Here is a 13,324-nt window from a genome sequence, read left to right as displayed (position 1 = left end):
GGCCTAATCGGCTTTTTTCTACGGGACGGATCATGCACGTACTGGTTTGCGAAGACGATGAACTGATCGCCAGCGGTATCGTTGCCGGTCTCTCGGCGCAGGGCCTGACGGTCGAGCACGTCAACACCGCCTCGAAAGCGCGAGCGATGCTCAAAGTTGCCGAATTCGACGTGATGGTGCTCGATCTCGGCCTGCCTGACGAAGATGGCCTCAAGTTGCTGCAACAACTGCGTCAGCAGGGCCTGGAAATTCCGGTGCTGATCCTGACCGCGCGCGACTCGGTGACCGACCGGGTCGATGGCTTGCAGGCCGGGGCCGATGACTATCTGCTTAAACCGTTCGATCTGCGTGAGCTGTTCGCCCGTCTGCAAACTCTATTGCGCCGGGTCGCCGGACGCAGCGTCAACCTGATCGAACACGGCGCGCTGACCTACGACCCGAGCAGCCGTGAAACGACTCTGGCCGGGCAACCGGTGGACCTGTCGCGGCGCGAGCAATCGCTGTTGCAGGCGCTGCTGCACAACCGTGGCCGGGTGCTGTCCACCGAGCAGTTGAAGGACAGCGTCTACGGCTTCAACGACGAGTTGGAGAGCAACGCGCTGAACGTGCATATCCATCACCTGCGCAGCAAACTCGGCAAGGGCATCGTCGAAACCGTGCGCGGTCTGGGCTATCGCCTCGGGCCGGCCGATGGTGGAGAACAACAGAAGTGATGAGTCTGCGTCTGCGCCTGAGTCTGACCCTCGGCGCCGCGTTCGCCCTGATCTGGGCGCTGGCCGCGGCGTGGATGCTCAGCGACTTGCGCAATCAGATGATGTTTTCCCTCGACCAGCGGCTGGTGGCTTCGGCGCGCATGGTCGCCGGACTGCTGGAGCAACTGCCGGCGTTGCCGAGCAAGGGCGAGGGCACCCATTTCAGTGCCGAACAATTGAACATTCCCGGCGGCATGGCCTGTCAGGTCAGCTCTTTGCGCGGGGAAATCCTGGCCCGCAGCCACAGCAGCCCCGAGCAAACCCTGGAAGCGGAAAAAATGGGCTTCCATGACCAGATGATCGATGGCGCGCCGTGGCGCAGTTTTACCCTCGCGCGAGGTGATGTGCGGATCACCACTGCCGACCGGCAGATCGAGCGCGAAGCGCTGAACATGTCAATCCTGCTGGCGGCTTCGGTGCCGGTCGGCGTGGCGTTGCTCGGTTGCCTGTGCCTGTTGTGGCTGGGCATTGGCCAGGGGCTGGCGCCGCTCAATCGCCTGCGCGAAGCCTTGATGCGGCGTAACGCCGACTCGCTTGAGCCATTGCAGTTGCAGTCGTTTCCCAGTGAATTGAAACCGTTGCTCGATACGCAGAACCAGCTGTTCCAGCGCATCGGCAAGACCATCGAACGCGAGCGTCGCCTGACCGGTGACGCCGCCCATGAACTGCGCAGCCCGCTGACCGCGATCAAGACCCACCTGCAAGTGGCGCGCATGACCGAAGGCAGTGCCCGTGATCAGTCGCTGGCCCGGGCCGAGGAGGGCGCCGACCGCATGCACCGCACCCTGGAGCAACTGCTGTTGCTGGCGCGGGTCGAGGGCAGTCTTTCGTTCGACGACGGCGTGCAATGCAGCGCCGAGCAGGTGGCGAAACTGGCGATGCAGGATGCGGCCGGTGGTGAACGCCAGCGCATCAAGTTGCAATTGCCCAAGCAGCTTTCCAATGCGCCCGTGCAAATGCCGGCGGTGCTGTCGATTGCCGCGTTGCGCAATCTGCTCGACAACGCCCTGCGCCATACCCCGGCAGACGCTGAGGTGGAGCTGAGTCTGGAAACCGTCGGCCAGCGCGCCCGCTTCTTGGTGCGCGACCATGGTCCCGGAATTGCGGCGCAAGATCTGCAACACCTGACCCAACGCTTCTGGCGCAACGGCCAGAGCACCGGCTGCGGACTGGGCCTGGCGATTGTGCAAGCCATCGTCCAGCGCTGCGCTTGCACCCTGCATTTCGACAGCCGGCCGGATGGCTTGCGAGTCGAGTTGACGATGCCCTTGCAACCCGTTTGAACTCACCACCATCCCTGTAGGAGCTGCCGAAGGCTGCGATCTTTTGATCTTGATCTTGAAAAACAAAATCAAAAGATCGCAGCCTGCGGCAGCTCCTACAGGGGATTGGTGGTGTGGCACATCAAATGTAACTCCTCGGCATTGGTGATTTGGCAATTGCGGCGTTAAGGTCGGGGCTGCTCTGACTCAATGGATTGAGGGAACGTGCCATGGAAGCATCGATCTGCATCTGCCCGGCGAAACCCGCCGACGCTGGCCTCATCAGTCGCATCATCGAGCGTTCGATTCGCGTCGGATGTGTGCTCGATCACCGCAACGATCCGCAGCAGGTCAGCCACTGGATCGGCCGGCAATCTGCCGATGTCATCAGCGCGCACCTTGCCGACGCGCATTGCTACCTGAATATCGCCTTAATGCAGGACAAGCCGGTGGGTGTCGGCATGGCCACGGCCAGCGGTGAGATCGGCTTTTGCCATGTGCAGCCCGAATGGTTTCGTCGTGGCGCAGGCCGCGCACTGATGATGGACCTTGAAGGCTGGCTGCGGATTCGTGGTGTGCCGCAGGTGTGCATCGCCAGCACACGCACCGGTGCGGCTTTTTATCGACATCTGGGCTACTGCAATTCGGCGCTATCCGCCAGCGATCAGGGCTTGCACCGTGTTGCGCTGCACAAGCCATTGGTGGTGCCCGACTGACAACTCGATCAAGGGTCTAAATCCTCGCCTCGCTTAAGCGTTTCCAGAACAGGAAAACCTGCATGTGCGCCCCGCGACCGGAACGCGCACCTGTGCGGTGTGCTGTTTTGGTCACTATCCATAGCGTATTGAGGGGTCGAGAGATGTCAGTCGCCACCAGCCTTATCGAAGAGTCGTCGGCCCGGATCACCTCCGCGCCGGCGGAAACCCTGTATCAGTTCAACGAATCACCGCTGCTGGCCCGCCAGAGTCAGCAGGAATCCAATGCCCGCAGCTACCCGCGACGCATTCCGCTGGCACTCAAGCGCGCCAAGGGCCTGTACGTCGAAGATGTCGAAGGTCGGACCTTCATCGATTGCCTGGCCGGTGCCGGCACGTTGGCTTTGGGCCATAACCACCCGGTGGTGATCGAGGCGATTCAGCAAGTGCTGACGGATGAGTTGCCGCTGCACACCCTCGACCTGACCACGCCGGTCAAGGATCAGTTTGTCCAGGACCTGTTCGGTTTGCTCCCGCCAGCACTGGCGGCCGAGGCGAAAATCCAGTTCTGTGGCCCGACCGGCACCGACGCGGTGGAAGCCGCGCTGAAACTGGTGCGCACCGCCACCGGGCGCAGCACCGTGCTGTCGTTCTCCGGCGGTTATCACGGCATGAGCCAGGGTGCCTTGAGCCTGATGGGCAGCCTGGGGCCGAAAAAGCCGCTGGGCGCCTTGCTCAGCAACGGTGTGCAATTCATGCCGTTCCCTTACGACTACCGTTGCCCGTTCGGCCTCGGTGGCGCGGCCGGTGTCAAAGCCAACCTGAGTTATCTGGAAAACCTGCTCAACGATCCTGAAGCCGGCGTGCAATTGCCGGCAGCGGTGATTGTCGAAGCGGTGCAGGGCGAGGGCGGGGTGATTCCGGCCGACGTCGAGTGGCTGCGCGGCTTGCGTCGGATCACCGAAAAGGCCGGTGTGGCGCTGATCGTCGACGAGATCCAGAGCGGTTTCGCCCGCACCGGCAAGATGTTTGCCTTCGAACACGCCGATATCGTCCCGGACGTGGTGGTGTTGTCCAAAGCCATCGGCGGCAGCCTGCCACTGGCGGTGGTGGTCTATCGCGACTGGCTCGACACCTGGCAACCCGGTGCCCATGCCGGTACGTTCCGTGGCAATCAGATGGCGATGGCCGCCGGTTCCGCGGTGATGCGTTATCTGCTCGAACACAAGGTCTGCGAACACGCTGCGGCGATGGGCGAACGCCTGAGCGAACACCTGCGCATACTGCAACGCGACTTCCCGCAACTGGGCGACATTCGTGGTCGTGGCTTGATGCTCGGCGTCGAACTGGTTGACCCGAACGGCGCACCGGACGCCCTTGGTCACCCACCCGCGTTCGCCCGTCTGGCACCGCTGGTGCAGCGTGAATGCCTCAAGCGCGGACTGATTCTCGAATTGGGCGGCCGGCATGGCGCGGTGGTGCGCTTCCTGCCGCCGCTGGTGATCACCGCCGCCGAAATCGACCGCGTCGCCGAGATCTTCGGCCGGGCTCTGACCGCTGCCACCGCCGCTGTGTAAATTTTTCGCCGCGCCGAACGTTCTATCTACATACCCGGCTGCACCCCGTGTGCAGCCCACCCCTACAGTGATGGAGAACCAGCATGACGTCAGTATTCGACCGCGAGGACATCCTCTTTCAGGTCGTGGTCAACCACGAAGAGCAATACTCGATCTGGCCGGATTACAAAGCCGTGCCTGAAGGCTGGCGCACCGTGGGCAAGAGCGGCCTGAAGAAGGAATGCCTGGCCTACATCGAAGAAGTCTGGACCGACATGCGTCCGCTGAGCCTGCGCCAGAAGATGGAAGGGCAGGCGGCTGCTCAGTAATCTGCCAGGCAAAACAAACCCGCTGGACTGGTGACAGTCAGCGGGTTTTTTCATGGTCCTCAAAAGATCGCAGCCTTCGGCAGCTCCTACATGGGAATACTTTCACCCTGTAGGAGCTGCCGCAGGCTGCGATCTTTTGACCTTAGGCCGAAGGCCCGCCGCTCAAACCCTTGAGCAGCAAATCCACATTCCCCTCCAGCTCTGCCACCGGATCCGCTGCATCGGTACTCAACACCAGCAGACGACTCCCCGATTCGGCAATCGCCGCTTTCACCGCTTCCGACGGCTGACGATGATGCAGCACCAGCGCCACGTCGTTGTCCTTCAGCGTTGCCGTGAGTTTCTTCAGATCTTCGGCTGTCCACTCGGCATCTGCTCGCGCGTCCTGGCCGATCAGCTCCAGATTCAGGCTGCCGATCAGGTAACCGAAGTGATCGCTGAGGCTCATCACACTCAGGTTGTCGGCCTCGGCCAGGCGCGCTTCGCTGTCGGCGCTGAGTTTGAGCAGGCGCTGTTTCAGCGCTGCCAGATTGGCCTCGATCTTCGGTTTGGCCGAAGGCGCCAGGCGCACTAGGTCCGCCGCCATCACGTCGGCCATGCGCCCCATGTTGTTGCTCGCCAGCCACGGCTGACTGTTCAAGCCATCGACCTTCAAGCCCGGTTGCACGGCAATCCCCGGCAGGGCGCCGTCCACCGGCCGCGCCGCGTCGACTTCGACAATGCGAATGTTGCTGCGCCGCGCGATCGGGTACAGCGGATCATCCGCCCACAGCGAGCGCACGCCGATCACCGCGTCGGCATCGCTTGCCAGTTTGCCCAGCGCCGGAGCGCCGCGGCCGATGAAGTACGCGGTCTGACGGCTACCCGGCAGATTCGCCGGGGCCGCGCGCTCCAGGCTGACGTCGGTACCTTTGAGCAGCACTTCGCCGAGGCCGTAGGTGATGGGCAGCGAGGCCAGTACGCGCAGCGGTTGAGGGTTTTCAGCCGCCAGCAACGGGCTGCCGACCACGCCGCACAGGGCCATGGCCAGGGTCAGTTTTCGCAGTGAGAAAGTCATTTATCCAAGGTTCCCTTTCAGACTCGGGACAACCCCGCGCGCGATGGCGGCGAGGGCGAAGGCGATGCCGGCGACCAGGATGATCGCGGCGCCGGAGGGGATCGGCAGATCGAAGACGATCGGCGCGAGAATCCCGCACAGCGTGCTGACGGTGGCAATCAGCACCGAACACCAGAAGAAGCCCTTGAGCGACTGGCTGAGCAAACGCGCGGCCGCCGCCGGAATCACCAGCAACGCGCCGACCAGAATCGCGCCGATGACCTTCACCGCCGCGACGGTGATCAGCGTCACCAGAATCACGAACAAGTAATCCAGAGTCTTCACCGCCACGCCGCGCACCGCTGCCAGTTGCGGGTTGAAACTGGCCAGCATGATCCGGTTGTACAGCGGTAGCGCCAGGGCCATGACCAGCGAACCGACGATGGCCAGCACCAGCAGGTCGTTGCCATTGACGGTGAGCACCGAACCGAACAGCACGTTCTCCAGAATGTGCACGTTGATCTTGCCTGCGAGAATCAGCAGCAGGCTCGCGCCGAGCGCCAGCGACACCGAGAGGAACACACCGATCAGCGTATCCGGCGCCAAGCCGGTGCGGTTGCGCAGATAGTTGAGCAGGATGCCGAACAATAGGCAGTAACCGAACAGGCTGCCGTACGGCCCGGTGTAGGGTTCGCCGAGCAGAATGCCGATGGCCACGCCGGTCAGCGCCGCGTGCCCGACCGCTTCGGAGAAAAACGCAAAGCGCTTGACCACCACCAGCGTGCCGAGGCCACCGAGCACCGGGCCGATCAACAGGCCGGCGAGCAATGCGTTGACCACAAAACCGTAGGCCAGCGCCTCCGGCAGGTAACCGGACGACGCCCAGCCCTGAACCATCAAACGAAAGGCTTCGTAACTCATCAGACCGCGCTCCGTGGATGGGTGGAAAACAGACTCAGCAGCCGATCCGGGGTCAGCGCCTGTTGCGGCGTGGCGTCGAACAGCACGCGGCGGTTGAGGCCGGTGACCCGGTCGGCCAGACGCTTGACCGCTTCCAGATCGTGCTCGATCCACAACACGGTGATGCCGACGGCGCGCCAGTCGCCGAGCAGGCGTTCGAACACCTGGATCCCGGCTTCGTCGAGGGCTGACATCGGCTCATCCAGCACCAGCAATTGCGGGGCCGGGATCAAGCCTTGGGCGAGCAACACGCGCTGCCGTTCGCCACCGGACAACGCGCCCATGCGCCGCTTGCGTTTGTCCTGCATGCCGACCCGTTCCAGGGCCTCGCCGATGGCTTTGGCGTAATGCTTGCTCAAGCCGAGAAACGCCGGCCGACGCTGGCACATCGCGGCCATGAAATCGTCGACGGTCATCGGCAGGCCGCGATCGAACTCCAGCGCCTGCGGCACGTAGCCGATGGTGCCGGGTTGGCCGGGCCAGTGCAGGCTCAGTTGACCCTGATGCGGCATCTGCCCGAGCAAGGTCTTGATCAGCGAACTCTTGCCGCCGCCGTTGGGGCCGACCAGGGCGTGAACGTGGCCGGGCTGGACCTGGAAGGTGACGTTGTCGAGGATCGTGGTGCGCCCGAGGGTCAGACAAACCTCAGAAAATTCCAGGGTAGGCCCGCCTACCCTCTGTAGGAGTGAGCCTGCTCGCGATGGCGGAGTGTCATTCAGCGGTGTGGTTGACTGGCCGGGCGCTATCGCGAGCAGGCTCGCTCCTACAGGGGATTCGAGTTCGTTCCGGATAGTTTCTTTCGAGGTCATGCCCCGGACTCCTGAATCGCCCGCACCACGGTGTCGAGGTTGCCGGTCATTTCCTTTTCATACTTGTCGGCGCTGTATTCGCCATAGGAAATGTGCGACAGCGGGTACAACTTCACCCCGGACTCACGCTGGATGGTCTCGACGTAAGTCGAGGGGAAATCCATCTCCGAGAAGATCACCTTCACGTCGAGCTCGCGCAGTTGGTCGATGGTCTTTTTCAACTGACTCGGGCTCGGTTCGATGCCGTGGGCCGGTTCGACCACGGCCGTCACTTCCAGGCCAAATTCGCGCAGCAGATAGTCATAAGCCGCATGCACCGTGGCCACGCGCAATTCGGCGTTAGGTGCCTGGGTCAGTTTCGCCAGCGCATCGGCGCGCATCTGCCGCAGGCGTTTGCCGTAGGCGCGGGCGTTCTGGGTGTAGGTCTTGGCGTTGTCCGGGTCGAGCTTGCCCAGCTCGCGAGCGATGTTGTTGACCTGAGCAATCGAGGCGCTGATCGACAGGAAGGTGTGCGGGTTGACCACTTTGCCGGCACCGCGCGCCGCGGTACCGGTGGCGGCCAGCAGCGGCACGTTTTCATTGGCTTCGATGGTCTTGATGTTCGGCGTTTCACTGGCGGCTATCATGCGGTCGGCGAAGTCGTCATGGCCGACACCGTTGAGCACGATCACGTCCAGGCCGCTGATGCGCTTGATGTCTTCGGCGCGTGGCTCGTAGGCATGCGGGTTGAAACCGGCGGGAATCAGCGGCACCACCTCGGCCTTGTCGCCGACGATATTCGCCACATAGCTGTAATACGGATGCAGGGTGATGCCGATGCGCAGGCGTTTGCCCGGATCGGCGCTGGCCAGCGGGCTCAGCAGGCACGCGCACAGGCCTAACAGCAGGGTGCGCAGGAGGGGACGGCGAGTCAGTGAAATAAGCATGGGCAAGCGGTCTTCTCTCGGGTGAAGGCGAAGGTTCAGTGGCGATGCTCGCGGGTTACACCGGCATCGAACTGCGCGACGATCTGTTTCCAGCCAGCGGCGGACAGCGCGGCATCGGTCAGCTCGGCGGGCGTTTTCAGATCGGCGTCGCGGTTAAGCCAGATGTCCGGCGCGGCAGTGGCGTCGGCGCTCAGCCGCATCACGAACGAACCGGCGACGGCGGGTGCCTGGCTGTGGCCGAAATAGGCCGTGTCCGCCAGCAACTGCCAGGCATGCCCGCCACGGCTGACTGAACTGGCGTCCTGGGCGAACGGGGCGAAGCCTTCTTCAGCCAGAGTCTGTGGCGTCGGCAGGCTTTGCTGTTCCTCACGCAGCAGGCGGATTTCATCGAGGGTCACCCGCAGGTCGGCGTAGATGCCTTGCTCGGCGGCGCTGAGATCGCGCCGCGCATCGAGCTGATGGCTGGCGACCGGTTCCGGTTCATGGGACACCCCGCGCCAGGCGACCACCGAGCCGGCGACCGCGAGGATCAGCAAGCACAACAGCAGAACGTTAAGGGTTTCATGCCCGGCACCGGCCGGGCGTACAACTTGGATGGTGGGCGTGCTCATGGGGCCTCGATGTCCGCTTGGTCGATTTCCACGACGTGGCCGGGGCCGGCGTCGAACAGCACATAAAACTCGGCCGCCGGTTTCTTGAACGTCACGGTCGAGTCGGCGCCGAGCTTGCCCGGCAGCAGAATGGTTTCGTCGTAACCGATCACATCGAGGGTCACCCCCGGCGCGCCGCTGCCGTCGGAGAAGCCGCCGGTGCATTTGATCTGCTCGGCATCGACGGCTTTGCATTCGCACATCGGGTTATGGGCCAGGGCGCCGGCGCTGAAACCTGCGCACAGCATCAGCAACGCGGCGCGCAACCGCAGGCGGGAAGGGCGTTGAACGCGGTTCATGGTTTGGCTCCTTGTTGGTTCAGCCAGGCGAGGGTCGCGGGGGAGGCCTGGCTCAGGGGAATCGAGGCTTGGTGCATGCTGCCGTCCCAGCCTTCCATGGTGATCCACAGTTCGGCATCGGCCTTGGTCTTTTCCGCCACCGGCAATTGCGCGCCCATGCGATACGGCGTGCCGAAGAAAATCACCCCGGCGGCGCGCAGGCTGCGCGGTTTGCCGATGCGCAGGTAGGTGGCCTTGACCTGTTCGACGCAGGCATCGCAGAGGGCGGCATTGAAGTCCTTCATGTAGCCGGCGGGGCCGCTCAGGCGCGGTGCTTCGTTGCGCAGTTCGGCCAGGCGCAGGCTCCACGGGCCGACCTGGATCTCGCCGACCTCATGCTCACCAAGGCCGACGTCACCGCGAAACAGCGCGGCATCGGCGAAATACTTGGGCATGAAGCCCAACGGAATCAGCAGCAACAGGGCGTTCAGATGAAAGCGCCATTTGTGCCAGAAGCGGCGCAGGGCGGACGGTGGGGCAGTGCGGCTGGACTGGCTCACAGGCTGACCTCCGCCGGTTCACGGCTGACGCGGGGGTTGCGGGCCTTTTTATTCTCGCGCTTGAGCGCGTTGGCGGTGGCCAGCGCGGTGCGCTTGGTCCAGATCAACAGGCCGCTGAGGACCATCATGCTCAGCAGCAGGCCGAAGAAGAACCAGATCAGTTTGATCCACAGTCCGCCGAAATCACCGGTGTGCAGCGGACGCATCGACTCGGTGACGAACTCCAGCGAGGAACGGTCAGTCAGCAGTCGGGTGGCGGCCATCTCACCGTTGTACGGGTTAAGCGTGGCGGTCTGGAACATCAGTGGGTACCAGCCGCGCCCGCCAACACTGAGGTGGCTGTAGGCATTGCTCGGCAGGCTGACGAAGCTGACTTCCAGCCCGGGTATGTGCTGTTCGGCGATCTGTACCGCGCGATCAAGGCTGATCCGTGGGGGAGGACTGGCGTCGCTCGACATCGGTACGCTTTCCCGGGACATGGCGGGAATGATCGGCTCGCTGCTGATGGACACCTGGTTGTCGGCCAGAATGGCCTGAATCAGAAACCAGGTGCCGGTGATCGAGATCACCGCGATGAACCAGATCGACCAGATGCCGCTCAGTCGATGGAAGTCGCCCCAGAAGATCCGCGCGCCGTGACGAAAACGCAGGGTGGGCTTGAAGAAGCCTTTCCAGAAGCGCTTGTACACCACCAGCCCGGTGACCAGCGAAGCGAGCATCGGCAGGCCGAGGAACGACACCAGGTACCAGCCCCAGCTGAAACCGTTGGTGAACGGCACCAGCCACCAGCCGTGCAGGGCGCGGGTGAACGCCTTGAAGTTGAAGTCCGGCGCCGGGCCCTGAATCACCCCGGTGTACGGGTTGACGTAGACCGTCTGCGAGCGGCCGTCGGGGTAGCTGACCTCGACGTCGAGGGCGAAGTGCGATTCGTCGGGACGGCTGATGCTTTCCACCAGCGTCTGCGGTTCGGCCTGTTTGATCGCGGCCAGCACTTGATCGTAACTGAGCCGCGGTGCGTCATCCGACGGCTGACTGGCGCGCATTTGCGGATTGGCCAGCCAGACGATTTCCTGGCTGACCACCGCCAGCGTGCCGGTGACACAGACGATCAGGACAAAAAACCAGATCGGCAGCGCGAGCCAGCTATGCACCAGGAACCACAGTTTGGAACGGGATTTCTTCGACATGATTGCGCGTCTTGATTTCGATGAAGGGCACGCGGCTACGGGCTTCGCAGCGCGGGTGTCCGCAAAAGGCGCGGTCGTGGCTGTTGCCTGTGCGAACGGCCTGCATCTTTATAGGACGGATGAGCCGGACAAATCCCGAAAGGTGATATGAAAGCAAATGTTTCGCACTTCGCCGATCAAACACGATTCATGAATGTGGCACTCACTGTCAGGCAATTGATGGCCGGTTCGCGCTCCTTATGATGGAAATCACTGGATTCCCCGAGCGAGCACCCTGATGAGCCCCAGAACCCTCTACGACAAACACATCGATTCGCACACCGTGTGCCGCCTCGACGATCAGGGTCATGCGCTGCTGTATATCGATCGCCAGGTGATCAACGAATACACCAGCCCTCAGGCGTTCAGCGGTCTGCGCGCCGCCGGACGCAAGGCCTGGCGGCCGGGTACGGCGTTGGCGGTGGTCGATCACGTCAACCCGACCACCCCCAAACGAGTGGCGGCGATGCCTGACGCCGGCGGTGCGCGGCAGGTGTCGTATCTGGCGGAAAACTGCCGGGACTTCGGCATCGAACTGCTGGATATCCTCGACAAGCGTCAGGGCATTGAACATGTGATCGCCCCGGAGCAGGGCTTCATTCTGCCGGGCATGGTCATCGCCGCCGGCGACAGCCACACCACCACGTACGGTGCGCTGGGGGCGTTCGGGTTTGGCATTGGCACCTCGGAAATCGAGCACCTGCTGGCCTCGCAGACGCTGGTCTACAAACGCCTGAAAAGCCTGCGCGTGACGGTGGATGGCGAGCTGGCGCCGGGGCTGACGTCCAAGGACGTGATCATGGCGCTGATCGGCCGCATCGGTGCGTCGGGCGCCACTGGCTATGCGATCGAGTTCTGCGGATCGACCATCGATGCGCTAAGCGTCGAAGCGCGGATGACCATTTGCAACATGGCGGTAGAGGCCGGCGCGCGCGGTGCGTTCATGGCGCCGGACGAAAAGGTTTTTGCCTATCTCAAGGGCAAACCCCGGGCGCCGCAAGGTGAGTTGTGGGAGCGCGGCGTGGCAAAGTGGCGTGAACTGCGCAGCGATCCCGGCGCCGTGTTTGACCGTGAAGTACACCTGGACGCCAGCCTGCTGGAGCCGATGGTCACCTGGGGCACCAGCCCGGATCATGCGGCGCCGATCGGCGCGCAGGTGCCGGACCCGCAACGCATCGATGATCCGATCCTGCGTCAGGACATGCGCCGCGCCCTTCAATACATGGGCCTGGAGGCGGGAATGGCACTGCGCGATATCGTCATCAGTCACGCTTTTATCGGCTCCTGCACCAACGCGCGGATCGAGGATCTGCGTGACGCCGCTAGCGTGGTGCGGGGACGGCAGGTGGCCGGGCATGTGCGGGCGATGATCGTGCCCGGTTCCAGCGCAGTGCGGGCCCAGGCCGAGGCTGAGGGGCTGGCGCAGATCTTCATCGACGCCGGTTTCGAATGGCGTCAGTCCGGCTGCTCGATGTGCCTGGCGATGAACGATGACGTGCTCGCGCCCGGCGACCGTTGCGCCTCCAGCACCAACCGCAATTTCGAAGGCCGGCAGGGCGCCGGGGCGCGCACGCACCTGATGAGCCCGGCGATGGTGGCTGCCGCCGCGATCAGTGGCCACCTCACCGACATCCGCCACTTTGGAGAACGCCCATGAGTCTGCAACCCTTCACGCAGGTCAGCGGCCAGGCCGCGCCGCTGCTCGCGGCCAACGTCGATACCGACGTGATCATGCCCAAGCAATTCCTCAAGGGCATCGACCGTCAGGGCCTGGATCGTGGACTGTTTTTCGATCTGCGCTTTCTCGCCGACGGTACGCCCAACCCGGAATTCGTGCTGAACCAACCGGCCTGGCAGGGCGCGAGTTTCTTGGTGGTCGGGACGAATTTCGGCTGCGGTTCCAGCCGCGAACACGCGGTGTGGGGGTTGCAGCAAATGGGCATTCGCGCGCTGATCGGCAGCAGCTTTGCCGGAATTTTCTACGATAACTGCCAGCGCAACGGGGTGTTGCTGATTACCCTGGACGAGGCGCAGGTGCAGCGCATTGGCCGGTTGGTGAGTCAGCCTGAAACGGCCCGGATCAATGTGGATCTGGAGGCGCAGCAGATTCGTCTGGCGGACGGTGAAATTGTGGATTTTCAGATTGATGGCTTGCGCAAGACCGCACTGTTGCTGGGGCTGGATGCGATTGGCAGTACCTTGCAGCGGCGTCAGCAGATCGAGGCGTTCGAGCGCGAACACCTGGCCGCCAACCCATGGCTGACCTGACACACCTTTGACCCTGT

15 protein-coding genes are annotated in these 13,324 nt (G+C 63.2%); 7 read left to right on the top strand and 8 right to left on the bottom strand.

Going from position 1 to position 13,324, the window contains the following annotated elements:
- The first annotated feature begins 32 nt into the window (after positions 1–32).
- From ACU680_RS25250 to ACU680_RS25230, 5 genes are all read left to right on the top strand, one after another.
- Positions 33–713, top strand: a complete 681-nt coding sequence (locus tag ACU680_RS25250) for a response regulator (protein WP_367085240.1) — start codon at positions 33–35, stop codon at positions 711–713.
- Positions 713–2,035, top strand: a complete 1,323-nt coding sequence (locus tag ACU680_RS25245; protein WP_448180835.1) for an ATP-binding protein — start codon at positions 713–715, stop codon at positions 2,033–2,035. The genes ACU680_RS25250 and ACU680_RS25245 overlap by 1 nt, the downstream gene beginning before the upstream one ends.
- Before the next feature lie 209 nt (positions 2,036–2,244).
- Positions 2,245–2,730: a GNAT family N-acetyltransferase gene (locus ACU680_RS25240; protein WP_367085238.1), complete on the top strand. Its 486-nt coding sequence runs from the start codon at positions 2,245–2,247 to the stop codon at positions 2,728–2,730.
- A 143-nt stretch (positions 2,731–2,873) separates the two neighbouring features.
- Entirely contained in the window at positions 2,874–4,286 is a 1,413-nt protein-coding gene (locus ACU680_RS25235; protein ID WP_367085237.1) for an aspartate aminotransferase family protein, read from the top strand.
- An 83-nt stretch (positions 4,287–4,369) separates the two neighbouring features.
- Positions 4,370–4,594 (top strand): MbtH family protein, encoded by a 225-nt coding sequence (locus ACU680_RS25230; RefSeq protein WP_003226665.1) that lies wholly within the window; start codon positions 4,370–4,372, stop codon positions 4,592–4,594.
- A gap of 142 nt (positions 4,595–4,736) precedes the next feature.
- Here the strand turns inward: ACU680_RS25230 and ACU680_RS25225 are convergent, their stop codons facing one another.
- Genes ACU680_RS25225 through ACU680_RS25190 form a run of 8 tightly spaced genes read right to left on the bottom strand, consistent with a single transcriptional unit; the run spans position 4,737 to position 11,000 of the window.
- On the bottom strand, positions 4,737–5,651 hold the full coding sequence (locus ACU680_RS25225; RefSeq protein ID WP_448180834.1) for a metal ABC transporter substrate-binding protein: 915 nt from the start codon (positions 5,649–5,651) through the stop codon (positions 4,737–4,739).
- Positions 5,652–6,551: a metal ABC transporter permease gene (locus tag ACU680_RS25220; protein ID WP_003226663.1), complete on the bottom strand. Its 900-nt coding sequence runs from the start codon at positions 6,549–6,551 to the stop codon at positions 5,652–5,654.
- Positions 6,551–7,399, bottom strand: coding sequence for a metal ABC transporter ATP-binding protein (locus ACU680_RS25215; protein ID WP_448180833.1), 849 nt, complete (start codon positions 7,397–7,399; stop codon positions 6,551–6,553). The genes ACU680_RS25220 and ACU680_RS25215 overlap by 1 nt, the downstream gene beginning before the upstream one ends.
- Positions 7,396–8,325 (bottom strand): metal ABC transporter substrate-binding protein, encoded by a 930-nt coding sequence (locus ACU680_RS25210; protein ID WP_007965475.1) that lies wholly within the window; start codon positions 8,323–8,325, stop codon positions 7,396–7,398. Before ACU680_RS25210 ends, ACU680_RS25215 begins: the two co-directional genes overlap by 4 nt.
- 35 nt (positions 8,326–8,360) lie before the next feature.
- Positions 8,361–8,936 (bottom strand): DUF6162 family protein, encoded by a 576-nt coding sequence (locus ACU680_RS25205; protein ID WP_448180832.1) that lies wholly within the window; start codon positions 8,934–8,936, stop codon positions 8,361–8,363.
- Entirely contained in the window at positions 8,933–9,274 is a 342-nt protein-coding gene (locus ACU680_RS25200; RefSeq protein WP_007965473.1) for a hypothetical protein, read from the bottom strand. Before ACU680_RS25200 ends, ACU680_RS25205 begins: the two co-directional genes overlap by 4 nt.
- Positions 9,271–9,813 (bottom strand): PA2404 family protein, encoded by a 543-nt coding sequence (locus ACU680_RS25195; RefSeq protein ID WP_367085232.1) that lies wholly within the window; start codon positions 9,811–9,813, stop codon positions 9,271–9,273. The genes ACU680_RS25200 and ACU680_RS25195 overlap by 4 nt, the downstream gene beginning before the upstream one ends.
- Positions 9,810–11,000, bottom strand: coding sequence for a PepSY-associated TM helix domain-containing protein (locus tag ACU680_RS25190; RefSeq protein ID WP_448180831.1), 1,191 nt, complete (start codon positions 10,998–11,000; stop codon positions 9,810–9,812). The genes ACU680_RS25195 and ACU680_RS25190 overlap by 4 nt, the downstream gene beginning before the upstream one ends.
- A 277-nt stretch (positions 11,001–11,277) precedes the next feature.
- On the opposite strand from ACU680_RS25190, the gene leuC reads away from it, so the two are divergent.
- Together leuC and leuD are read left to right on the top strand one after the other, a co-directional pair.
- A complete protein-coding gene (leuC, locus tag ACU680_RS25185; protein ID WP_448180830.1) occupies positions 11,278–12,696 on the top strand; it encodes a 3-isopropylmalate dehydratase large subunit in 1,419 nt (472 codons plus the stop codon).
- Entirely contained in the window at positions 12,693–13,307 is a 615-nt protein-coding gene (gene leuD, locus ACU680_RS25180; protein ID WP_448180829.1) for a 3-isopropylmalate dehydratase small subunit, read from the top strand. Before leuC ends, leuD begins: the two co-directional genes overlap by 4 nt.
- Positions 13,308–13,324: the final 17 nt, after the last annotated feature.

It is taken from the genome of Pseudomonas sp. LF020 (assembly GCF_053456425.1).
Note: the sequence above shows the minus strand (reverse complement) of the source record. Positions and strands in the feature narration are given on the sequence as shown.